We start from the raw sequence: 969 nt of genomic DNA, 5'->3' as shown, positions 1-969 counted from the left end.
AGAAGCGCCGCCGCCGCGTTGCCAAACCGCCCCTCCAGCCCGAATCGCATGCCGGTCAGGCCCGCGCACAGGCCCAGCATGGTCATGAGGTTCGGGATCATGCGGTTGAAGGACAGGCCGCGCACGCGGGGGCGCTGGCGTTTCTTCAACCTGCGGGGGGGACGCATGGGACCGGGGGAAGGGACGGCCATGCCCGATCAGAGCCGCGCCATTACGGTTTCACCACCGATCATGGTCTGCCCGACCTCGACCAGCGGGGTGACATCGGCGGGCAGGTACAGATCCGTGCGTGAGCCGAAACGGATCAGGCCGAAACGCTCGCCCGTTTCATACTGCATGCCTTCCTCGGCGTCGCACAGGATGCGCCGGGCGATCAGCCCCGCGATCTGCACCACCGCCACCTGCCGCCCGTCCTTCAGGGTCAGGCGCAGGGCGTTGCGTTCGTTGAGTTCCGAAGCCTTGTCGAGACTGGCGTTAAGAAACTGCCCCGGATGGTAGGCCACCCGTGTCACGGTCCCGGCGATCGGCATGCGGTTTACATGCACGTCCAGCACGGACAGGAAGGTCGCGATGCGCCAAACCGGGGTGTCGCCCATGTCCAGTTCCGGCGGCGGGGCGACCTTCTGGATCGAGACGATATGCCCATCCGCCGGGGCAACGGCCACATCGGGCGCCGTGGGCGTGACGCGTTCGGGGTCACGGAAAAAATACAGGCAGAACCCGAAGAACAGACCACTGGCCGTGCCCAGCCACTTCGTCAGCCTGAAGGGCAGCAGCCGCCCGACCACGGCTCCCGCGCCGGAGGCAAGGAGAAAGGGGCGCGCGGCCGGGTGCGGCGGGGCAATGACGAGCTTGATGGATTGAATCAGCGACATGGGACCATGTTCATGAAGATTTCAGTAAAATTGGTCAAGTATTCTGCGCATCCCCCGGCGGTGGGCGGGGCGTGAACAGGCGCGAGAACACCCG

The 969-nt window shown here is 65.8% G+C and carries 1 protein-coding gene and 1 pseudogene; both read right to left on the bottom strand.

Going from position 1 to position 969, the window contains the following annotated elements; translation table 11 throughout:
- Window positions 1–191: pseudogene (locus JCM25156_RS29145) on the bottom strand (CDP-alcohol phosphatidyltransferase family protein); the annotation flags it as partial.
- 6 nt (window positions 192–197) lie between these two features.
- Complete coding sequence (locus JCM25156_RS18155; protein WP_025814256.1) at window positions 198–875, bottom strand: phosphatidylserine decarboxylase; 678 nt, start codon at window positions 873–875, stop codon at window positions 198–200.
- Between the last annotated feature and the right edge of the window lie 94 nt (window positions 876–969).

The organism is Komagataeibacter kakiaceti JCM 25156, from assembly GCF_000613305.1.
Note: the sequence above shows the minus strand (reverse complement) of the source record. Positions and strands in the feature narration are given on the sequence as shown.

Bases quoted from the DNA above. Each gene is read 5' to 3' on its own strand.
- JCM25156_RS18155 (WP_025814256.1), bottom strand. From the start codon at position 875: ATGTCGCTGATTCAATCCATCAAGCTCGTCATTGCCCCGCCGCACCCG.